This window comes from Streptomyces sp. Alt3 (assembly GCF_030719215.1).
Lineage (GTDB): Bacteria > Actinomycetota > Actinomycetes > Streptomycetales > Streptomycetaceae > Streptomyces > Streptomyces glycanivorans.
Genome location: NZ_CP120983.1, coordinates 3,538,538 through 3,558,624, shown reverse-complemented (window position 1 = coordinate 3,558,624; position 20,087 = coordinate 3,538,538). Strand labels below are relative to the sequence as shown.

Annotated in this window: 18 protein-coding genes and 1 pseudogene; 9 read left to right on the top strand and 10 right to left on the bottom strand. The window is 71.8% G+C overall.

All coding sequences use genetic code 11. The features are described 5' to 3' along the window. Positions 1-20: 20 nt before the first annotated feature. Positions 21-422, bottom strand: a complete 402-nt coding sequence (locus P8A20_RS15355; RefSeq protein ID WP_147963966.1) for a PPOX class F420-dependent oxidoreductase — start codon at positions 420-422, stop codon at positions 21-23. Between the two features lie 152 nt (positions 423-574). Here P8A20_RS15355 and P8A20_RS15350 point away from each other — a divergent pair, with 152 nt between their 5' ends. Both P8A20_RS15350 and P8A20_RS15345 read left to right on the top strand, forming a co-directional pair. Continuing rightward, entirely contained in the window at positions 575-1,129 is a 555-nt protein-coding gene (locus P8A20_RS15350; RefSeq protein ID WP_306103665.1) for a GNAT family N-acetyltransferase, read from the top strand. A gap of 90 nt (positions 1,130-1,219) precedes the next feature. Then, complete coding sequence (locus tag P8A20_RS15345; RefSeq protein ID WP_147963964.1) at positions 1,220-2,956, top strand: GAF domain-containing SpoIIE family protein phosphatase; 1,737 nt, start codon at positions 1,220-1,222, stop codon at positions 2,954-2,956. 124 nt (positions 2,957-3,080) lie between these two features. On the opposite strand, the pseudogene serC reads toward P8A20_RS15345, so the two are convergent. The 7 genes and pseudogenes from serC to P8A20_RS15310 all read right to left on the bottom strand — a co-directional run bounded on the left by serC (position 3,081) and on the right by P8A20_RS15310 (position 9,706). Further along, a pseudogene (gene serC / locus P8A20_RS15340) lies at positions 3,081-4,200 on the bottom strand (phosphoserine transaminase). A 109-nt stretch (positions 4,201-4,309) separates the two neighbouring features. After that, a complete protein-coding gene (locus P8A20_RS15335; protein WP_306103664.1) occupies positions 4,310-5,518 on the bottom strand; it encodes a cytochrome P450 family protein in 1,209 nt (402 codons plus the stop codon). Continuing rightward, positions 5,515-6,750 (bottom strand): cytochrome P450, encoded by a 1,236-nt coding sequence (locus P8A20_RS15330; protein WP_147963962.1) that lies wholly within the window; start codon positions 6,748-6,750, stop codon positions 5,515-5,517. Before P8A20_RS15330 ends, P8A20_RS15335 begins: the two co-directional genes overlap by 4 nt. Beyond that, entirely contained in the window at positions 6,747-7,406 is a 660-nt protein-coding gene (locus P8A20_RS15325; protein ID WP_147963961.1) for a GTP-binding protein, read from the bottom strand. The genes P8A20_RS15330 and P8A20_RS15325 overlap by 4 nt, the downstream gene beginning before the upstream one ends. Further along, positions 7,387-7,758 carry a DUF742 domain-containing protein gene (locus P8A20_RS15320; RefSeq protein ID WP_147963960.1) on the bottom strand — a complete coding sequence of 124 codons (372 nt, stop codon included), beginning with the start codon at positions 7,756-7,758 and terminating at the stop codon, positions 7,387-7,389. Before P8A20_RS15320 ends, P8A20_RS15325 begins: the two co-directional genes overlap by 20 nt. Further along, positions 7,755-8,186 carry a roadblock/LC7 domain-containing protein gene (locus tag P8A20_RS15315; RefSeq protein ID WP_147963959.1) on the bottom strand — a complete coding sequence of 144 codons (432 nt, stop codon included), beginning with the start codon at positions 8,184-8,186 and terminating at the stop codon, positions 7,755-7,757. The genes P8A20_RS15320 and P8A20_RS15315 overlap by 4 nt, the downstream gene beginning before the upstream one ends. After that, entirely contained in the window at positions 8,183-9,706 is a 1,524-nt protein-coding gene (locus P8A20_RS15310) for an ATP-binding protein (protein ID WP_147963958.1), read from the bottom strand. Before P8A20_RS15310 ends, P8A20_RS15315 begins: the two co-directional genes overlap by 4 nt. 449 nt (positions 9,707-10,155) lie before the next feature. Here P8A20_RS15310 and P8A20_RS15305 point away from each other — a divergent pair, with 449 nt between their 5' ends. Beyond that, positions 10,156-11,919 (top strand): LCP family protein, encoded by a 1,764-nt coding sequence (locus tag P8A20_RS15305; protein WP_147963957.1) that lies wholly within the window; start codon positions 10,156-10,158, stop codon positions 11,917-11,919. A 104-nt stretch (positions 11,920-12,023) separates the two neighbouring features. Continuing rightward, positions 12,024-14,846 (top strand): FAD-binding and (Fe-S)-binding domain-containing protein, encoded by a 2,823-nt coding sequence (locus P8A20_RS15300; protein WP_306103663.1) that lies wholly within the window; start codon positions 12,024-12,026, stop codon positions 14,844-14,846. 95 nt (positions 14,847-14,941) lie between these two features. Here the strand turns inward: P8A20_RS15300 and P8A20_RS15295 are convergent, their stop codons facing one another. Then, positions 14,942-15,850, bottom strand: coding sequence for a LysR family transcriptional regulator (locus tag P8A20_RS15295; RefSeq protein WP_306103662.1), 909 nt, complete (start codon positions 15,848-15,850; stop codon positions 14,942-14,944). Positions 15,851-15,991: 141 nt separating this feature from the next. Here P8A20_RS15295 and P8A20_RS15290 point away from each other — a divergent pair, with 141 nt between their 5' ends. The 5 genes from P8A20_RS15290 to P8A20_RS15270 all read left to right on the top strand — a co-directional run bounded on the left by P8A20_RS15290 (position 15,992) and on the right by P8A20_RS15270 (position 19,377). After that, positions 15,992-16,939 carry an EamA family transporter gene (locus P8A20_RS15290; RefSeq protein ID WP_147963953.1) on the top strand — a complete coding sequence of 316 codons (948 nt, stop codon included), beginning with the start codon at positions 15,992-15,994 and terminating at the stop codon, positions 16,937-16,939. 87 nt (positions 16,940-17,026) lie between these two features. Beyond that, positions 17,027-17,545 (top strand): mycothiol transferase, encoded by a 519-nt coding sequence (locus P8A20_RS15285; RefSeq protein WP_147963952.1) that lies wholly within the window; start codon positions 17,027-17,029, stop codon positions 17,543-17,545. 75 nt (positions 17,546-17,620) lie between these two features. Next, a complete protein-coding gene (locus P8A20_RS15280) occupies positions 17,621-17,788 on the top strand; it encodes a hypothetical protein (protein WP_187282426.1) in 168 nt (55 codons plus the stop codon). 213 nt (positions 17,789-18,001) lie between these two features. Further along, entirely contained in the window at positions 18,002-18,796 is a 795-nt protein-coding gene (locus P8A20_RS15275; protein ID WP_147963951.1) for a phytanoyl-CoA dioxygenase family protein, read from the top strand. Further along, positions 18,793-19,377 carry a DUF6309 family protein gene (locus P8A20_RS15270; protein WP_222723395.1) on the top strand — a complete coding sequence of 195 codons (585 nt, stop codon included), beginning with the start codon at positions 18,793-18,795 and terminating at the stop codon, positions 19,375-19,377. The genes P8A20_RS15275 and P8A20_RS15270 overlap by 4 nt, the downstream gene beginning before the upstream one ends. Here P8A20_RS15270 and P8A20_RS15265 read toward each other — a convergent pair. After that, positions 19,306-20,055, bottom strand: coding sequence for an SDR family oxidoreductase (locus P8A20_RS15265; RefSeq protein ID WP_306103661.1), 750 nt, complete (start codon positions 20,053-20,055; stop codon positions 19,306-19,308). The genes P8A20_RS15270 and P8A20_RS15265 overlap by 72 nt on opposite strands. Between the last annotated feature and the right edge of the window lie 32 nt (positions 20,056-20,087).

Sequence of the window (20,087 nt, the reverse complement as noted above, 5' to 3'; positions counted from 1 at the left end):
CCGGGCTCAGGCACCGCTCCTCAGATGTCGTCGACGACCGGACGCAGCTCGTAGTGGAGCGTGTGGTCGCGCTTCAGCCGGTGAGCGAGCGGGACGGCCACACCCTGGAGCGCCGGGTACTTCCTCGACATCGTCCGGGAGGCGTGGGTGTTCTCCTTCGACCCCTCCGGCAGGAGCCGTGCCCAGGCCTTCACGGGCGGTCCCGTCGGTGAGCCCCGGACGGTGCAGGGGGCGATCTCCACCACCGGATGGTTGCGCATCCGGTCGACCTTCCAGGCCGAGGAGAACGTACGGATGTAGGCGTGGTCCCCCTCGACGGCGATGCTGACCGGGGTGTGGGCAGATGATCCGTCCGGCCTGCGACTGCTCAGCAGGACGGTGTACTGCTTCACGAAGGGCTCCAGTTCACGTATCGTCTCCATGTATTCCATGGTGCAGCAAAATCGGTCGATCCGGGCTTTTCGGTCGCACGTTCATGCGCCTGTCCGGCCAGGTCTCCCGGCCGCCCCAGCGGTACGCCGGTTCCGGCGGCTCAGCCGCCGGAACCGGGCGGGACCGGCGTAGGCTCCGCCCCATGCAGGTCAACGGTGCTCCCGGGCCCTTCTCCACCTCGCGCCTCGACGCGCTGCCGCTCGATGTCGCGCACGCGCAGGAAATGGCCGCGGTCCTCTTCGACCCCGCCCTGCACGCCTACACGGGAGGCACCCCCGAGGACGCGGCGGCCGTGCGCGCCCGTTACGAGCGGCAGAGCGTGGGCTCGCCCGACCCCGCCGAACTCTGGTGGAACTGGGTGCTCCGGGTGCGTGCCGACGGATGCCTGGCCGGATACGTCCAGGCCACAGTGCGCGGGGCGCGGGCGGAGCTGGCCTGGGTGATCGGGACACCGTGGCAGGGCAGGGGCTATGCCAAGGAGGCGGCCGCCGGTCTGGTCCGGCACTTGCTGGAGCGGAGCCCCGTCACCACCGTCGTCGCCCACATCCACCCGGAGCACGCGGCCTCCTCCGCCGTGGCCTCCGCCGCGGGACTGCGGCCGACGGGCGAGTGGGAGGACGGCGAGGTGCGATGGCGGCGGGACCTGCCCCGGGAGGCCGCGCCGGAACGGGCGGAGGAAGCCCGGCGCCGCCCCTGATCACGACATGGCGTGATTTGTCTTATACCTTCGTAGTGGGCGGTGTGCGGACACCGCGGCTCCTGCCAGGCGAGCGACGGAGGCCCAGGGGTGGGCGATCTCGGGAGGTTGGAGGCCCTGCGGCTCGCAGGGCTGTCAGCGGCGGCCGACCCCGGCATGGACCGGTTCGCCAGGCTGGTGTCCCGGGTCCTGCGCGTCCCGGTCTCCCTGGTGTCGCTGCTGGAGACCGACCGGCAGGTCTTCCCCGGCATGGTCGGGCTGGCCGAGCCCTGGGCGGCGCGGCGCGAGACCCCGCTGAGCCACTCCTTCTGCCAGCACGTCGTCCTCGACGGCCGGCCGCTGATCCTCGGCGACACGAGGGCGCATTCCCGCACCTGCGCCAGCCTCGCCATCCCCGACCTCCAGGTGATCGCGTACGCCGGGATGCCGCTGACCGACGCCGACGGGCACGTCCTCGGCTCACTCTGCGCCATCGACCACGAGCCGCGGGAGTGGACCGCCGGCGAACTGCAGGACCTGGAGGATCTCACCGCCGCCTGCTCGGTGGAGCTGCGGATGCGGATCGCCACCGAACTGCTCCGCAAGGACCGCGACCACGCCGGACTGCTGCTGCGCGCCTCCGTCGAGCTCGCTCACGCGCGCGATCTGACGGACCTCACGCGCCGCCTCCGCAGCCTGTTCCGCGGGCCCGCCGAGCCGTCCTTCGTGGGCCTGCTCCTCGCGGACCGCCAGGGACTCTGGCGTGTGATCGACCCGGACGACGTGCGGTCCGTGGAGGCCGAGGTCGACCACCTGGACCCGGACGCCGGTTACCCCAGCGCCCAGGCCATGCGCGAATCGCGCACCGTCTTCGTACCGGACCACGATGCTCTGGTGGCCGGCTACAGCCCCGAGGCCGTCGCCGGATACGACTCACTGGGGCTCCGGTCCGTGCTGTGCGTCCCGCTGCTGAACGGCCGCGGGGTGCTGACGTGGTGCTGGTCCCGCCCCCACGTCCTGGCGCTGACCGAGGAGGCGGTCCTCACCGCGGTGGCCGGATACGTGAGCCAGGCGGTGGAGCGCACCAGGTTCGTGGCGAACCGGCTCAGCACCGCCGAACAGCTCCAGGCCTCCATGCTGACCGATCTGCCGGCCGTGCCGGGCCTGGACATGGCCGCCCTGTACCTCCCGGCCACCGACCAGGACATGGTGGGCGGCGACTGGTACGACGCCTACCGGCTGCCACCGCTGCCCGGTGCGACGCAGCCCGCCCTGATGCTGTCCGTCGGTGACATCATCGGGCACGACATCCAGGCCGCCGCCGTGATGGGCCAGGTCCGCAGCATGCTCCGCCAAGCCAGCCTCCAGCACCCGACGCACTCACCCGCCGCCGCGCTGGACGCGGTCGACCGCGCCCTGGACGTGCTGCCCCTGGGCCCAGGGGCCACCGCGGTGCACGCCCGCCTCGACCCCGACGGCGGCCGGTGGTGCCTGACCTGGTCCAACGCCGGCCATCCACCGCCCCTGCTGCGCAAACCCGACGGCCGGGTCTCGGCCCTGGGCGAGCACGACCTCATGCTCCTCGGTGCGTCGAACGACGCCGCCCGGCACGACCACACCCATGACCTGCCCCGGGACAGCGTGCTCCTGCTGTACACCGACGGCCTCGTAGAGCGCCGCGACGTCGACATCGACGTGAGCATCCGGGACACGGCGTCCACCCTCGCCGAACACGGGGACAAGCCCCTGCCGCTGCTCCTCGACGCGCTCTCCCACGGACTGAGGGACGTCCCGCAACGCGACGACGTGGCGGTGCTCGTCGTCCGCGTCGTCCAGGGCGAGCGGTGACGGCCCCGAGAACCGCGATTCCGGTCCGTCGGGCGAGCCCGATCCATGACTGGGCCACCCGGTCGGGTGAAGCGGGAACGGCCCCGCACACCGGGGTGTGCGGGGCCGTTCCGGACGTCAACCGTCAGAGCTTGTCGATCACGTAGTCGATGCAGGCGGTGAGAGCCTGGACGTCCGCCGGGTCGATCGCCGGGAACATCGCCACGCGCAGCTGGTTGCGGCCCAGCTTGCGGTACGGCTCCGTGTCGACGATGCCGTTGGCGCGGAGCACCTTGGCGACGGCCGCAGCGTCGATGCCGTCCTCGAAGTCGATCGTGCCGATGACCTGCGAGCGCTTCGCCGGGTCGGTGACGAACGGGGTGGCGTACTTGGAGTCCTCGGCCCAGCCGTACAGGGCCTGCGAGGAGGCGGCCGTGCGGCCCGTCGTGAAGTCCAGGCCGCCCTGCGAGTTCATCCACTTCAGCTGCTCGTTCAGCAGGAAGAGGGTGGCCAGCGCCGGGGTGTTGTACGTCTGGTTCTTCAGGGAGTTGTCGATCGCCGTGGGCAGCGAGAAGAACTCCGGGATGTGCCAGGCCCGAGGCGTGGACGCGCGCGGCGCGGTCCAGGGCCGCCGGGGAGAACACACCGATCCACAGGCCGCCGTCGGATGCGAAGGACTTCTGCGGCGCGAAGTAGTAGACGTCCGTCTCGGTGATGTCGACCGGCAGGCCGCCCGCTCCGGAGGTCGCGTCCACCAGGACGAGGGAGCCCTCGTCGGCGCCCGCGACCCGCTTGACGGGGGCGGCGACACCGGTGGAGGTCTCGTTGTGGGTGAAGGCGTAGACGTCGACGCCGGCCTCGGCCTTCGGGTCCGGGTGGGTGCCCGGGTCCGAGGCGATGACGGTCGGGTCGGCCAGCCACGGGGCGAGCTTCGCGGCCTTCGCGAACTTCGACGAGAACTCGCCGAAGTTCAGGTGCTGGGACTTGTTCTCGATCAGGCCGTGCGTCGCGACGTCCCAGAAGGCGGTGGAGCCCCCGTTGCCCAGGACGACCTCGTAACCCTCGGGGAGGGAGAAGAGGCTGCGTACGCCGTCACGTACCTCGCCGACCAGGTTCTTCACCGGGGCCTGGCGGTGGGACGTGCCGAGGAGAGAGGTGCCGGTCGCGGCCAGCGCGTCGACCGCCTCCGTCCGCACCTTGGAGGGCCCGGCGCCGAAACGTCCGTCGGCGGGCTTGAGGTCAGCGGGAATCTGGATGTCAGCCACGACCCGGAGCGTAGTCCCTCCGGAAAGCGGTCGAGGACCGTGTCCGTCGGATGAGACACACGCTCCGGATCGTGGGGGACCCGTGAGGCCGGGGGGAAGAGGCTCGGGATCAGCCCAGATCGACAGGCAGCTCGTGCAGGTCGTTCTGGGTCACGATCGGCTTGTTCCGCAGGTCGGAGGCCGGTACCGCGAGGTCCAGGTCCGGGAAGCGCTCGTACAGCGCGGGCAGGGCGACCCCCGCCTCCAGCCGGGACAGAGCTGCGCCCGGGCAGACGTGCGGACCATGGCCGAAAGCGATGTGTCGGTTCGGGGTGCGGGTGACGTCGAACTCACCTGCGGTCGGGCCGTACTGCTTTTCGTCGCGGCCCAGCGCCCCGAAGGAGACGATCAGGCCCTCGCCCTTCGGCAGGACCTTGTCGCCGACCTCGATGTCCTCCGTCGCGAAGCGGATCAGGACGTGCGAGGTCGGGGTGTTCCAGCGCAGCGTCTCCTCGATCACGTTCTCCCACGGCACCTCACCGCTCAGCACGCGCTTGCGCTGCTCGGGGTGCGTCTGGAGCGCCTCGACGACGTTGACGACCAGGCTGATCGTGGTCTCGTGACCGGCGGCGATGATCAGCTGCAGCGTGTTGACGATCTCCTCGTTGGTGAGGTGGTCGCCGTCCTCGGACGCCGCGATCAGGGCGCTGGTCAGGTCGTCGCCCGGGTTCGCCCGCTTGTCGTCGACGATCTTCGTGAAGAGGGTGCCGAGGTCCGCCATCATCTGCGGGACCTCCTCCGGCGGGGTCTGCGTCGAGAAGAACTTCTCGAACAGCTCCTTGAGCCGGGGATGGTCGGACGCGTCCACGCCCATCAGCTCGCTGATGACGTTCATCGGCAGCGGATAGGCGAACTCCGCCTTCAGGTCCACCGCCTCACCCCCGGGCAGCGCCGCGAGCCGGTCCAGGGAGGCGCTCGTCAGCGCCTCGATGCCGGAGCGCAGCCGCTCCACCCGCTTCACCGTCAGCGCCTGGGCGACGAGGGCGCGCAGCCGGCGGTGGTCGGCGCCGTCCACGGTCAGCATGGAACGGCCCGGGTTCACGAGACCGATCAGCGGCCAGTCCATCGGGATCTCGCCGCGCTGCCAGGCGTTCCAGACGTTGATGTCCTTGACCACACGGCTGTCGGTGAGCAGCTGACGGGCCTCGGCGTGATGCGTCACCGCGTAGCAGTGCACCCCGCCGGGGAGCTCCACCTCTGCCAGCGGTCCGGCGGCGCGCAGCGCGGCGCTCTCGGCGTCGAGGTCGGCGACGAGGGGATCGAGGACGATCCGGGTCATTTCTGGCCTCCAAGTGCGGGGGTGGGCGTGAAGTGCACCGGCAGGTCCGTCAGTCCGCGCAGCCACGGGGACGGGCGCCGGGTCAGCCTGCTCTCGGGGATGTCGAGGTCGATGTCCGGGAGCCGGTCCAGGAGCACCTCGATCCCCGTACGGGCGATGACCTCGGCGGTCTCCTGGGCCGGGAACGGGCAGCGGTGCTCGCCGTGGCCGAAGGAGAGGAATGCGTTGTTGCCGCCGGTCAGCGTGGAGCCGTCGGTGCGCACCTGGGGGTCGGCGTTGGCGGCGGCGATGCCGAGGAGCAGCATGTCGCCCGCGCGGATGTGGCGTCCGCCGAGGTGGGTGTCGCGGGACGCCCAGCGGCCGGCCACGTTCTGCGTCGGGGTGTCCTCCCAGAGGACCTCGTTCATCGCCTCGGCGACGCTGTGCCTGCCGCCGGAGAGCGAGGCGGCGAAGCGGTCGTCGACCAGCATCAGCCGCAGCGAGTTGCCGATCCAGTCGGCGGTGGGCTGGTGGCCGGCCGCCATCATGACCATGAGGTCCTGGGCGATCTCCTCGTCGGTGAAGCCGCCCGGGTCCTCCAGCATCCTGGTCGCGACGTCGTCGTCGGGCTCGGCGTGCTTGTCGGCCAGGAGCTGGTACATGGCCCCGCCGAGGTACTGCTGGCCGGCCAGGGCCCGCTCACGGCCGTCGATCATGTCGTTGAGCGCCCCCACGAGGGGACCGCCGATCTCGTCGCTGAACCCGTAGAGCTTGGCCAGGACACGGGCGGGGAGCAGCATCGCGTACTCGGCGATGATGTCGGTCCGTCCGGTCGCGCAGAACCGGTCGATGAGGCTGTCGGCGAACTCCTCCGCGTACCGCTTCAGCGTGAACGGGTCGACCGCCTCCAGCGCGTTGCTGATCATGGCCGCGCGGACGGTGTGCCGCTCACCGACGGTGTAGAGGATGGACGGCTGCTTGCGGCCGATCATCGGCCGCAGCGGCCAGCCCTCGGGGATGTTGTCCCACTGGTTCCACAGGTCCGAGTCCCGGCTGAAGAGCACCGGGTCGTTGGTGACCTGGTGCAGTTCGCGGTAGCCGACGATCAGCCAGGCGGGGATGTCGCCGTCGAGCACGACCGGCGCGACCGCGCCGTGGTCGCGGCGCATCTCCCGGTACACCTGCACGGGGTCGGTCTGGAACCGCGGCCCGGACAGGGGGACGGAACCGTGGGACACGGGGCACTGGGTCACGGCGTCGGCTCCGGGGTCTTCGTGGCCGCCGGGGCAGGGCTCCCTGCCAGGGCCGCGTCCGCGCCCTTGCTCCGGGCGACGGAGAGTGCGTGGAGGTGCTCGACCAGCGTGATCAGGACGTACTTGCTGGACGAACGGTCCCGGGCGTCGCACTCCACGAGCGGGACGTCGGGGGAGAGGTCGAGGGCCTCGCGGATCTGCTGCTCCGTGTGGAACGAACCGCCGAAGTCGTTGCACGCGACGATGAACGGCGTGCCGTGGTGCTCCAGCCGGTCGATCGCGTACCAGGAGTCGGCGAGCCGGCGGGTGTCGACGAGGACGACGGCGCCCAGGGTGCCGGAGAACAGGCGGTCCCACAGGAACCAGAAGCGTTCCTGTCCGGGGGCGCCGAAGAGGTAGAGGACCGAACGCGCGTCGAGCGTGATGCGCCCGAAGTCGAAGGCGACCGTGGTGGACGTCTTGGAGTGCACGCCGTCGAGGTCGTCGACGGCCTCGCCCGCGCGGGTCATGGTCTCTTCCGTGTTGAGCGGACGGATCTCGCTCACGGATCGGACCATGGTGGTCTTGCCGACCCCGAAGCCGCCGACGACGACGATCTTCAGTCCGTTGTCGGCCGTCGCCTGCAGGGCGGCACGGTCAGAGGTTGCGGAGTCCAACGAGCACCTGTTCCAGGGTGTCGGTGTCGGGGAGGCGGTCCGCGACACGTGCAGTACGGGGGTGGCGGGCGCTGATCCGGCCGGTGTCGAGCAGGTCGCAGAGCATGATGCGGACGATGCTGACGGGCAGTTTCAGGGTGGCCGAGATCTCGACGACCGCGGTGGGGCCGTCGCACATCCGCAGGATCGCGACATGCTCCGACTGCATCCCGGGGTTCGGTTCGCACTCGGCCACGACGAGCGTCACCAGGTCGAACGCGGCCGAGTCGGACCGGCTGCGTCCCCCCGTGAGGGTGTACAGCCTGTCCGGGTCGTCGTCGCGTCCGGGCCGGGGGCGCGGTACGGACGTCATACGTCCGCGGTTTCCGTGGCCGGGGCCGCCGTGTCACGCGGCGGGGCGACGAGGTACTCGCCCAGCTGCTCGACGAGTTCGCTCATGTTGTGGCCCACGAGGCCGACGTCGGAGTCCTCCGCCGCCACGACCGCGAGGTGGGCGCCCGCCCCCGCCTCGACGATGAACAGCACACCGCCGTAGAACTCGGTCATCGCGGACCGCACGCCGCCGGTGCCGTCACCGAACTCGATGGACGCGCCGTGCGACAGGCTCTGGATGCCCGCGGAGATCGCGGCCAGCTGGTCGGCCTGGTCGACGGAGAGTTCGGGGGTGCGGCACAGCTTCAGGCCGTCCCGGGACAGGACAAGGGCATGCCGGGCGCCGGGCGTGCGGTCGAGCAGCCCCTCCAGCAGCCAGTTGAGCTTCTCGTCGGTGGTCGCGGTCATCGGGTGTTGCCTTCCGGGTGCGGGGAATTGGCTCGTACCGCCTGGCTGAAGGTGCTGAAGCGGGCAGCCTGGACCTTCGGGTCGGTGGCACGGGACCGGGGGGATTCGGCTTCGCCGGGGGCGGCTTTGCCGGTGCGTGCTTCGGCGGCGGCCAGGGTGCGGCCGCGACGACGCTTGGGCAGACCGCTGTCGCCGATCTGGGGGACGGTACCGGTGGACTCGGACGCCGACTCCGGGCTCCCGGGCAGGGCTTCCGCGACGGGCGCGGGACGGAAGTCCGCCGGGGCCGCGGGACGCGGGTCCGCCGGCGCGGCGGCAGGGGTCCGGCCGTCCGTGCCCGGCGTCGCGTGGTCCGGCTCGGGCTCGGGGTGCCGCGCGGCACCCGGGAGCGGAGCGGGCGTACGGGAGATGAGCTCCTGCGGCAGCATCATCAGCGCACCCGTGCCGCCGCGGGCCGACGGACGGAAGGAGACGGTGAGGCCGTGCTTCCTGGCCAGCCGGCCGACGACGGCGAGGCCGAGCCGGGTGCCGGAGATACCGGTCAGGTCCTGGTTGTCGGCGGACACGGCCCGCTCGGCGCGGCGCAGCTGCACGTCGCTCATCACCAGGCCGCTGTCCTCGACGGTGACCACGATGCCCGCCGGGACCTCCTCGACGTACACGTGCACCTCGGCGGTGGGCGGCGAGAAGTTGGCAGCGTTGTCGAGGAGTTCGGCCAGGGCGTGCATGACGCCCTCGGCGGCGTGGCCCGCGATCGCCACGTCACTGGTCGAGTGCAGGCGGATGCGCTGGTAGCCGCCGATACGGCCCATCGCGCCGCGCAGGATCGACTCCATCACGATCGGCTTGGCCCAGCGGCGGCCGGAGCGCGCACCGGTGAGCACGGCGATGGAGTCGGCGAGACGGCCGCCCTGGGCCGTGCGGTGGTCCAGGTGCAGGAGGTCGCCGAGGACGTCCTCCGCCGTGTGCCGGTGTTCCATCTCGCGTAGGTCGGCCAGCATGCTCGTGGACAGGGCCTGCATCCGGCCGGCGGCGTTGGCGCAGGCGGCGACCGCCGCGGAGCGCTCGTTCTCGGCGCGCCGGGCACGGCCGGTGAGCCGGGCGGCCTCCGCGGTGAGCCGCTCGTGCTGCTCGGCGGCCTCGACGGTGACCCGGGCGACCCGGTCGTCGGCCTCGGCGGTGACTCTGGCCGCCTCGGCGGACGCCGCCGCCCTGATGCGGGCGGTCTCCGCGGTGAAGCGCTGTGCCTCGGCGGCCGAGGTCGAGACGAGGCGCGAGGTCTCGGCGGTGAAGCGCTCGGAGTCGGCGGCCCGCAGGGCACGCAGATTACGGGCGGTGGCGAGCGTGTGGACGGTGACGGCCACCGCGACGCACAGCAGCACCGCGGCGCCACCCGCTGCCCAGGTGAGCGGTGTCCGTACCGAGGCGGGAGCGGCGGCGACCGCCCACAGGCACAGAGCACCGGTAACGGCTGCCGAGATCAGCAGGGCGAGTGCGGTCGGCCGGAGTGAAGGGCGCAATCGGAGTCCTCGGGGCGGACGGTGCGGAGGAAGGGACAGGTGCAGTCGGCGGGACAATCGGGGCATTCCGGTGTGGTGATGGTGAAAGGACCACATCTGGAGCTGATTGTTCCTGATCAAGTCACGGCAACTATAGGAGAATTGGCGACTTGTTTGGGGATTCCTTGTGGCCTCTTCTGTTTGAAATCTGGCTTGAACCGACTCCTCCGGGGTCCTGTGGCGGGTGTGATCCGGGTCAAGAGGCGGTTCTGGCGGGTAAGTAGTGGCGAATGTTGCGCTATGTCCCATGTGTGATGCTTGATTTGTCACGATCGTCGCTCGTGGGCCGGTGGCCAGCTAATGTGAGCGCTCCGGTGCACTCGGCCTCCCAGGTCGGCACCGCCGTAAGACACACCGCGCGCCTTGAAGGGGGAGGCGCCGCGTGGCCCCGACGGAGGACGCAGGCAACCGTGGACGCGCAAGGCCGTGGGCGGGACGAGGGCATCGACCCCGCAGACCAGTGGGTACTCAACCCCGATACCGGTGATTACGAACTGCGACTGACCCCCTCCTCAGGGCGATCATCCGCGGCGGCCGGTACCACCGATGCCAGAGCCCCCGGATCGCGCCGCAGGTCGAAGCCGGAGACGCCACCGCCCGCCGACCGGGCCTCCGTGCCGAGTCAGCGCGGCGGACGCCGCGGCGCCGGTGGCGGACGCGGCGACCGGGACGAGACGCGGAAGCCGGGCAGCCGTGCGGCGGCTCCGGCCGCCGGACGCCGCAAGGCGAAGCCGAAGAAGTCGGGCAAGAAGAAGGCCCTGGTGTGGACCGGCGGTGTGCTCGCCTTCGTGCTGGTGGGCGCCGGCACCACGGGCTACTTCGTGTACCAGCACTTCAACGCCAACATCACCGCCGTCTCCACCGACGGTGCCGGTACGGGCGGCTTCAGCAAGGACCGCGCGATCAACGTCCTGGTCATCGGGACCGACAAGCGGACCGGCGACGGCAACGAGGGCTACGGCGACGCGGGCAGTGTCGGCCACGCCGACACCAACATTCTTTTCCATGTCTCCAAGGACCGCACGAACGCCACCGCTCTGAGCATCCCGCGTGACCTCATAACGGACATCCCGGACTGTCCGACGCAGCTGGAGAACGGGGAGACGAAGGACATCCCGGCGACGCCCGGCGGACGCTTCAACACCAGCCTCGGACAGTCCGAGCGCACCCCCAGCTGCACCATGCGCACCGTCACCGAGCTCACCGGCATCACGCCCGACCACTTCATGGTGGCCGACTTCAACGCCGTCAAGTCCCTGACGACCGCCGTCGGCGGTGTGGACGTCTGCCTCGCCAAGGACATCGACGACAAGGACTCCCACCTCAAGCTGTCCCAGGGGGAGCACACCATCGAGGGCGAGCAGGCCCTGGCCTTCCTGCGCACCCGGCACTCCGTGGGCTTCGGCAGCGACCTGAGCCGCATCGAGATCCAGCAGCAGTTCCTGGGCTCCCTGATGCGCAAGCTGAAGTCCAACGACACCCTGACCAGCCCCACCAAGATGTGGTCGCTCGCGGAGGCCGCCACCAAGGCGCTCACCGTCGACGACAAGATCGGTGACATAAACCAGCTCCGCAAGCTGGGCATGGAACTGGCGTCGGTCGACCCCAAGAACATCACCTTCACCACGGTCCCGGTGCTGGACAACCCGGACGACAAGGCCACCGTCATCCTCGACAAGTCCAAGGCGCCGCAGGTCTTCTCGATGATGCGCGAGGACGTCTCCTTCACCGCGGTCGAGAAGCAGGAGAAGGCCGCTGCGAAGGCCAAGGCGGACGCCAAGCTGAAGGGCGAGATGGCCGCCCCCGCCGACGTCCGGGTCGACGTCTACAACGGCGGCGCCCCCGCCGGCTCCGCGCAGAACGCCCTGGACTGGCTCCAGAACGAGAAGAGTGTGCTGAAGTCCACGAACAAGGCGAACGCGCCCGAGAACGTGAAGAAGACCCAGCTCGTCTACGGCCCCAACCAGGCCGACCAGGCCCGCCGGCTGGCCGACCTGATGGGGATGTCGGCCTCGGCCCTCAAGCCGACGACGACGGACGCCGGTGAGATGGAACCGATGAAGCTGACCCTGGGACCGGACTTCACCGAGGCGGGCAGCCCGCTCTCCGCCCCGACGAAGGCCCCGGACGAGATCCAGCGCGTCGAGGCCGACAAGGCGGTCTGCGCGAAGTAGACCGGAACCGGCCCCGCGGCAGCCCGCCGCGGGTACCCGGGGGCCCTGCGCTCCGTCCGGCGCTCCGGGGCGCCTCACGCCCCCGGGACCGGCATGCTGGGCCCATGCCCGCCACCGACCTCGTCCGAGCCCTGGCCCAGTCCGTCCACGGTGAGGTGGAGTCCGACGCGACCGCCCGCGCCCTGACCACCATGGACGCGTCCAACTACCGCCGCGTCCCGCAAGCGGTCGTGGCCCCGCGCGACGCCGCCGACGTCGCCGAGACGCTCCGCGTCTGCCGGGAGTTCTCCACCCCCGTCGTGGCCCGGGGCGCCGGTACCTCCATCGCCGGTCAGTCCACCGGCACCGGAGTCGTCCTGGACTTCACCCGCCACATGCGGCGCATCGTCGGGCTGGATCCCAGCTCCCGCACCGCCGTCGTCCAGCCCGGCGTGGTCCTGGACGACCTGCGTGCCGCCGCCGCCCCGCACGGGCTGACGTTCGGACCCGACCCGTCCACCCACAGCCGCTGCACCCTCGGCGGCATGATCGGCAACAACTCCTGCGGCTCCCACTCCGTCGCCTGGGGCACCACCGCCGACAACCTCCGCAGCCTGCGCGTCCTCCGCTACGGCGGAGGCGAGCCCCTGCACATCGGACGCGGGCTGCCCGACGCGCCGCCCGGCCTCGACGGGTTCGCCGCCGGCCACCTCGCCCTCCTGCGCACCGGCTTCCCCGAACTCCCGCGCCGCATCTCCGGTTACGCCCTGGATGCACTGCTCCCCGAGAACGGCCCCGACCACGCCCGCGCCCTCTGCGGCAGCGAGGGGACGCTCGCCGTGGTCACCGAGGCGACCGTGCGCCTGGTCGAGACGCCCGCCGCCCGCGCACTCGCCGTCCTCGGCTACACCGACGAGGCAGCCGCCGCCGAAGCCGCCCCCGGCCTCCTCCCCTACGGCCCGCTCACCGTCGAGGGCATGGCCGCCGACCTCGTACGCGAACCGGCGGGCCTGCCCCGCGGCGCGGCCTGGCTGTTCGTGGAGACGGGCGGCGCCACCCCCGCGGAGGCCCACGACCGCGCGAACCGCATCCTGCGCGCGGCCGACGCCCTGGACGGCGCCGTCGTCGCCGACCCCGCCGGCATGCGGACCCTGTGGCGCATCCGCGAGGACGCCGCCGGCACGGCGACCCGCATGCCCGACGGTACGGAGGCCTGGCCCGGCTGGGAGGACTGCGCGGTACCGCCCGCCCGGCTCGGCCCCTATCTGCGCGACTTCCGTGCACTGCTCGCCGGCCACGGGCTGCACGGCACCCCGTACGGGCACTTCGGCGACGGCTGCATCCACGTACGCATCGACTTCGACCTGCTGACCGAACAGGGCGTTGCCCGCTTCCGCCGCTTCTCCGAGGAACAGGCCGACCTCGTCGTCGCGCACGGCGGATCACTGAGCGGCGAACACGGCGACGGACAGGCCAGGGCGGAGCTGCTGCCCCGGATGTACGGGGACGACATGGTGGGCCTGTTCAGCCGCTTCAAGGACCTCTGGGACCCCGACGGCGGACTGAACCCCGGCATCCTGGCCCGACCCGCACGGCTCGACGAGAACCTCCGCTTCGCGGTGCTCCCCGGGCGCCCCGTGGACGTGACCTTCGGCTACCCGCACGACGGCGGGGACTTCTCGGCAGCGGTGCGCCGCTGCGTCGGGGTCGCCAAGTGCCGCACGGCGACACCGGGCCCGGACGTCATGTGCCCATCCTTCCGGGCGACCGGGGAGGAGGCACACTCCACCCGGGGCCGAGCCCGGCTGCTCCACGAGATGCTGGCCGGCGAGGTGATCACGGACGGCTGGAGGTCCACGGAGGTGCGGGACGCACTCGACCTCTGCCTGTCCTGCAAGGGCTGCCGCACCGACTGCCCGGTCGGCGTCGACATGGCCACGTACAAGGCCGAGTTCCTCCACCACCACTACCGGAACCGGCTGCGCCCCGCCGCGCACTACGCGATGGGCGGCCTGCCCCGCTGGCTGCGCACGGCGGCCCCCCTCGCGGGCGTGCTCAACGCCCTGGCCCGGATCGGACCGCTCGCCGCTCTCGCACGGCGGCTCGGCGGCATCGACCCGCGCCGGGGGCTCCCCGTCCTGGCACGGCGGACGTTCCGGGCCTGGGCGCGCACCCGCAGGGCGCCGGCGACCGGGGAGACCGTCGTCCTCTGGCCGGACACCTTCACCGACCACCTCTCCCCGGAGGTCGGCCGCGCCGCGGTCCGTGTCCTGGAGTCGGCCGGGCGGACACCGGTGCTGCCCGCCCGGGGCGTGTGCTGCGGCCTCACCTACGTGTCGACGGGCCGGCTCGACGCGGCCCGTGCCGTCATGCGCCGCACCCTGGACCTGATGGGCCCGGCCACCGGCGCCCCGGTGGTCGTCCTGGAACCGAGCTGCGCCGCCACCCTCCGCACGGACCTGCCGGAGCTCCTCCCCGACGACCCGCGCGCCGCCGCACTGGCCGCCTCCGTCCGGACCCTGGCCCGGTACCTGGAGGAGTACGCCCCCGACTGGACGCCGCCCCGCCTGGACCGCCCCGTCGCCGGACAGACCCACTGCCACCAGCACGCGGTCCTCGGCGACGCGGCCGAACGGAGGCTTCGCGAGAGGGCGGGCCTGACCGGCGAGCTGAGCGGCGGCTGCTGCGGGCTGGCGGGCAACTTCGGCTTCGAGAAGGGGCACTGGGACGTCTCGGTGGCCTGCGCCGAGGACCAGCTGCTGCCCGCGGTACGGGAGGCGGAACCCGGCACGGAGCTGCTGGCCGACGGCTTCTCCTGCCGCACCCAGCTCGACCAGCTGGCGGGGCGTCGGGCCCGGCACCTCGCGGAGGTCCTGGCGGAGGGGCTGCCACCGGAGGCGGAGGAGGCGCCGCCCGGCAGGGCGAAGCGACGCCGGGTGCGGCCGTAGGCCACGCCGTCGACGGGATCGGCGTACGCCCTCCCGGAAGTTCCACCCGATCGGCAAAGGTCACCGACTCGCCCACGGCGCATCGGAGTTCCCCGCTACCCGAGGGAATTTCCGGGTCGCTCCCGTTGCTCGCGCGCCACGATCTCCCGGGCGAGCTCCGCCAGTCGTGGCAGCGCGGGGTGGCCGGGTCCGTCCCGCCGGGCAAGCAGGACGGGCAGCGGAGGGGCGTCGTCCAGCGGCACGTAGGTGACCCCGGCGTGCGGATGCATCTGGGCGGTGGAGTTGCCGGAGACCCCGCAGCCCCGTCCGGCCGCGATGGCGGTGAGCCAGTCGTCGGTGTTGGCGACGGTGAGCGTGGCGGCCGGGCGGGCGCCCGGGGGCCACAGGTCCAGCGTGGTGGCGCCCGAGACGGTGTTCAGGACGACCGCGCCCCCGGTCAGGTCGGCCAGGGAGAGGGAGGCGCGGGTGGCGAGCGGACCGTCGGCGGCCACGGCCGCCACCCGCACCTCGGTGAACAGCACCTCGGTGACGAGTCCCGGGGCGCTGACGGGGCCGCGGAGCAGCGCCGCGTCCACCTCGCCGCGGGTCAGGCCGGCCGTGCGGTCGTCGATGCGCAGCAGTTCGAGCGGGGTCTCCGGGTGCCGCTGCTGCCAGGTCCGCAGCAGGGGTGTGGTGTACGGACCGAACGCGGACCAGGCGTGCCCGAGCCGCAGCGGCCAGTCGCGCAGCCGTCCGGGGTCGAGGGCCTCGTCGAAGGCGGCGACAGCCGCGGCGGCCTTGTCGCGGAAGGCGACGCCCTCGGGGGTCAGGGCGAGGTGGTGGGTGGACCGGTCGACGAGCCGGACGCCCAGGTGCTTCTCCAGTGCGGCGAGCGTGCGGGAGACGACGGGCTGGGTGACCCGCAGGCGTGTGGCGGCGCGCGTGACACTGCCCTCGTCGGCGATGGCGAGGAACGCCCGCAGATGCCGGACCTCAATGCTCCCGGTGCGCTGTCCAGTGCTCATGCGCCCGGAGCATAACGGGAGCGCAATGGGCATTTCACGGGGGACGCGCGGGTCTCTAACGTGAGGGTGCGAGCGCCTGCTGGTCGGTGCCGTATCGTGTACTGGAAAGTGCACTTTGATGAACTGAAGGAAAGGTGTCCGGTGAACGACCGCCACGTTGTCGCAGAGTCGGCCGCAACCGTCGCCGTCCCCGAGGCGGTGTCCGCGCTCGACGAGGCGGGCCACGGCCCGTCCCGTCGCGGGGTCGCGCTCGGTCCGGTCGCGCTGGTGGTGGCGGGCGGCCTGTCCGTCCAGTTCGGCGCGGCGGTCGCCGTCCTGCTCATGCCGAAGGCGGGCGCGCTCGGGGTCGTCACGCTGCGCCTCGCCGCCGCGGCGGTCGTCATGCTGGTTGTTTGCCGGCCGAAGCTCCGCGGGCACTCGCGCGCCGACTGGGGCACGGTGGTGGCCTTCGGCATCGCGATGGGCGGGATGAACACCCTCTTCTACCAGGCCGCCGACCGAATCCCGCTGGGCGCTGCCGTCACCCTGGAGGTGCTGGGACCGCTCGTCCTGTCCGTCGTCGCCTCCCGCCGCCTCATCAGTCTCGTCTGGGCGGCGCTGGCACTCGGCGGCGTCGTCCTGCTCAGTGGCGGAGGCTTCGACCGTCTGGACCCCGTCGGAGTCGCGTACGCCCTCGGCGCGGGCGTCATGTGGGCGGTGTACATCCTCTTCAGCGCCCGTACCGGACGACGCTTCCCGCAGGCGGACGGACTGGCCCTGGCCATGGTCGTGGCGGCCGTCCTCTCGCTGCCCCTCGGCATCGCGGAATCCGGCTCGAAGCTCGTGGTCCCCTCCACCCTGGGCCTGGGCATCGCCGTGGCGCTGCTGAGCTCGGTCCTTCCGTACACCCTCGAACTCATGGCCCTGCGCCGCCTGCCCGCGCCCACCTTCGCGGTCCTGATGAGCCTGGAGCCGGCCATCGCGGCCACCGCCGGCTTCCTCATCCTCGACCAGGCGCTCTCCACCACCGACGCACTCGCCATCGCCCTGGTCATCGGGGCGAGCATGGGCGCGGTGCGCAGCCAGACGCGGAGGCCGCGGAAGCGGTGACCCCTTCGCTCCGGGGGCATGTCCGTTCCGCTGCGCGGCCGGGCGTCCGATCCTAGGGTGGTCGCGACAGCCGACCTGGAGGTACCCATGCCGGAACGCGACGATCTGCTCGCGCTCGTGACCGACCAGCGCACCAACTTCCTCTACACCGTCGCGGGACTCGACGACGCGGGGGCCCGCGCCCGGACGACGGTCAGCGAGCTGACCCTCGGCGGACTCCTGAAGCACCTCGGACTCGTGCAGCGCAGCTGGCTCGACGTCGTCGAGGGCACCGCCCCCGCCCGGGTCGACTGGGCGGACCTCGACCCGGACGGCAACCGGATGACCGACGCCGAGACGGTGCCCGGGCTGCTGGAGGCCTTCCACGAGGCGGCGGCGGCGTTCGACCGGACGGTGCGCGAGGAGGGCGACCTCGACCGCGAGGTCACGCTGCCCGCGTACCCCTGGTCGCCCCCGGAGCCGGTCGTCTGGACCGTCCGCCGCGTCCTGTGGCACATCTTCCGGGAGATCGCCCACCACAGCGGCCACGCCGACATCGTCCGGGAGGCGCTGGACGGCGCCAGCACCACGGCGAGGATGGCCGAGGCGGCATCGAAGGGTCGGTAGCGGTCACCGCGGTCGCCGTGCCGGGAGCGGGCGCGGGAGGCACGATGGAGGGGAACGGAGGAAGGAGGCGCACGCATGCGATCCGCGAAGGAAACCGATGAGTACGAGGGGCTGTACTCGCACACCCCCTCGCAGGCCGAGGGTGAACGCGACGAGCCTGCCGCGCGCGGCAGCGCCATGGAGACACACCCCGACGTCCCCCGGACCGAACCCTCCCAGGCCGAGGGCGACCGCACGGAGTAGGCGCGTGCGGGCCGGTACCGTCACGCCTCCGACCTGGTGGGAACGAACCCACGCACACCTCGCCGCGGTTCCGGCCAAGCGACGGGCTTTGGCCATTGTCGGCGCGTCAGGCATGCGGCATGAGTGCGTGGGACAGAAAGCCCCGGAACACCCGACCGTGCTCTTGGTTGGCGTCTCGGTGAATTCTGGGGGTTTCATCGCATGATCGACATCATGGACCTCGATGTACAGCTGGCCCGGTTTCACGAGAACGGCTACATCCTTCTGCCCGGATTCCTCCCCGCGCCCCTCGTCGAGCGCCTCGTGCCCGAAGTCGACCAGTGGGTCGACCGGGGACTGAGGCAGTCCTCCATCGACGCGTGCGCACACCCCGGCAGCGTTCCGCCGCCACTGGTGGAGCTGGAGATGGACTCCCACGGGGAACTGGCCTCCTACGAACCGCTGCTGGAGCTGCTGGAGAAGGAGCCCATGCTGGGGCGGACGTTCGTCTTCCACCATCTCCACAGCGACCGGCGTCGGCCCGGAGGCGGTGGCAAGGCCTGGCACCACGACTACGAACAGCGTCCGCAGAAGGACCGGGACCACCCCATGATCCACGCACTGCACTACATCGGGGGGCTGCGTCCCGGCATGGGGGCGCTGGCCGTGCTCCCCGGATCCCACAGGCAGGTCGCGGAGAAGGACGCGTGGAGCGGCCTGGGGACGGTAGAACAGCCGGGTGAAGTGGTCATAGACGATCTGCCGCCGGGCTCCACCGTCCTCCTGCACTCCGCTCTCTTCCACACCAGGCGCGCGGCGTCCGACCCGAAGGCGGGCGGAAGCCGCCGGTACATGATCGACGCGTCCTACTGCCGGACGGGTGTGCTCTGGCCCCCGGTCAAGCCGTACTGGCGGGCGGTGCTGGCCGTGGGCCGGAAGCGGGGACTGGGGGGCGGGCACCGGCCCGACCTCTTCGCGGAGCGGCACTTCCTCGAGTACACGGCAGCGGGCCGGGGGCCGGCGGCATGAGGGTGCTGGAAGCCGTCACCTTCGACGCGATGATGGCCCGCTTCCGCCTGGAGCATCCGTACGACGAGGGCGACGAAGCCAACTCGAACGACGAGGCCGAGACCCACATCCGCAGTGCGCACCGGGTTCTGGGCGGCCGCTGGCACCATGTGCGGCTGGAGTGCTCCGAGGTGCTCGGCGTCGTACTGCCCTGGCACCTCGGGGAGGACGGCGGTGTGGAGCTGATCCCCAGGACAGGTCTGACGGTGGAGGCGGCGGCATCCCGGCTCGCCGGACTGGGTGCGTCGTACGCCGAGACCAACCCGCTCTGCGCGTTCAAGCTCTCCCGGCAGAGCCACGCGACACCGCGCTCGTTCTTCCTCAGCACCGAAGCGGTGCCCGGGGAGGACTACGAGGGGCTCACGACCCGCCGGGGCCTGATCCATCTCGACGGGCTGCACCGGATGCTGGCCTGGCAGCAGGCAGGGCGGCTGGTACCCGGACGGTGGGTGAACGCCTTCGTCGCGGGGCTATCCCCGTCCGACGTACGGCATGGAACTCGGCATCACCAGGACCGACTGGACGTTCACCCCGGCGGGTAACGCCGCCATGGCCCGGACCATGTCCACGACGTGCCGCATGTCCATGGTCGGCTCCGCCCGGAGTGAACCGTCGGCCTGGCGCACCGCCGGCTGAGGCCGGTCCTCGGGGGTCACGTTGCCGATGTCGATCTGACCGCAGGAGATGTCGTGACGGCGCCCGTCGAGGGACAGGGAACGGGTCAGCCCCGCCACGGCGTGCTTGGCCGCGGTGAAGGCGACCGAGTCGGGGCGGGGCGCCTGGGCGGAAGGAGCACCGTTGTTGATGATCCGGCCACCTCGGGGGGACTGCTCCTTCATCATCCGGAAGGCCGCTCGCGAGCACAGGAAGGTCCCGGTGGCGATGGATGCCATGACGCGGTTCCAGTCCTCGATCCGTACCTCCTCGGTGGGGGTGTAGGGCATGGTGTCCGCGGCGTTGTTGAAGAGCAGGTCGAGCCGGCCGAAGCGCTCCTTCACGGTGGTGAACAGGGCGTCCACCGAAGCCGGGTCGGTGATGTCGGCGCTGACCGCGACGGCCCGGCCCCGGTCCTGCCCGGGGGCGAGCCGGGAGGTCTCCTCCAGTGGGGCCCGGCGCCGCCCGGTGAGGACGACCGTCCAGCCGTCCGCCAGCAGGCCCAGCGCGCAGGCCCGCCCGACACCGCTTCCCGCCCCCGTGACAACAGCCGTTCCCACCGTCATGTCGCACAACCCCGTCTCAGCGAATCCGTGTC

Bases quoted from the DNA above. Each gene is read 5' to 3' on its own strand.
- P8A20_RS15265 (WP_306103661.1), bottom strand. From the start codon at position 20,055: ATGACGGTGGGAACGGCTGTTGTCACGGGGGCGGGAAGCGGTGTCGGG.
- P8A20_RS15355 (WP_147963966.1), bottom strand. From the start codon at position 422: ATGGAGACGATACGTGAACTGGAGCCCTTCGTGAAGCAGTACACCGTC.
- P8A20_RS15320 (WP_147963960.1), bottom strand. From the start codon at position 7,758: ATGACGTCCGTACCGCGCCCCCGGCCCGGACGCGACGACGACCCGGAC.
- P8A20_RS15300 (WP_306103663.1), top strand. From the start codon at position 12,024: ATGCCCGCCACCGACCTCGTCCGAGCCCTGGCCCAGTCCGTCCACGGT.
- P8A20_RS15335 (WP_306103664.1), bottom strand. From the start codon at position 5,518: ATGACCCGGATCGTCCTCGATCCCCTCGTCGCCGACCTCGACGCCGAG.
- P8A20_RS15275 (WP_147963951.1), top strand. From the start codon at position 18,002: ATGGACCTCGATGTACAGCTGGCCCGGTTTCACGAGAACGGCTACATC.
- P8A20_RS15285 (WP_147963952.1), top strand. From the start codon at position 17,027: ATGCCGGAACGCGACGATCTGCTCGCGCTCGTGACCGACCAGCGCACC.
- P8A20_RS15280 (WP_187282426.1), top strand. From the start codon at position 17,621: ATGCGATCCGCGAAGGAAACCGATGAGTACGAGGGGCTGTACTCGCAC.
- P8A20_RS15315 (WP_147963959.1), bottom strand. From the start codon at position 8,186: ATGACCGCGACCACCGACGAGAAGCTCAACTGGCTGCTGGAGGGGCTG.
- P8A20_RS15295 (WP_306103662.1), bottom strand. From the start codon at position 15,850: ATGAGCACTGGACAGCGCACCGGGAGCATTGAGGTCCGGCATCTGCGG.
- P8A20_RS15350 (WP_306103665.1), top strand. From the start codon at position 575: ATGCAGGTCAACGGTGCTCCCGGGCCCTTCTCCACCTCGCGCCTCGAC.
- P8A20_RS15270 (WP_222723395.1), top strand. From the start codon at position 18,793: ATGAGGGTGCTGGAAGCCGTCACCTTCGACGCGATGATGGCCCGCTTC.